This window comes from Pseudoalteromonas sp. MER144-MNA-CIBAN-0113 (genome assembly GCF_040308965.1).
GTDB lineage: Bacteria > Pseudomonadota > Gammaproteobacteria > Enterobacterales > Alteromonadaceae > Pseudoalteromonas > Pseudoalteromonas tetraodonis.
The window spans coordinates 1-274 of sequence record NZ_JBEOOG010000342.1; the positions used below are offsets into that span (position 1 = coordinate 1).

The 274-nt window shown below is 40.9% G+C and carries 1 protein-coding gene; it reads left to right on the forward strand.

Going from position 1 to position 274, the window contains the following annotated elements:
- Window positions 1-274, forward strand: a 274-nt coding sequence (locus AAEY57_RS19960) for a LysR family transcriptional regulator (RefSeq protein ID WP_350608661.1), incomplete at both ends; no start/stop codon positions are given.

A 274-nucleotide genomic window follows, 5' to 3' on the forward strand; every position in this document is an offset into this window, starting at 1 on the left:
GCTTAGGGGCGACGCTTTTAAAGCGTTCTACCCGCATAGTTAAATTGACCGAAGTTGGGCAAATTTACTATAACGATGTTCAGCAAATATTAAATCAGCTAGAGCAAAGCCACGAAACTGTGCGCAGTTATCAAACAACACCAATGGGGCGATTATGTATAAGCTCAATGGTGAGTTTTGGTGACAAAATATTACTGCCACTGCTTGATGAATTTAGCGCGCTATACCCCGAAATTATATTAGATGTTAGCTTAAGTGATGAGCTGTCGACACT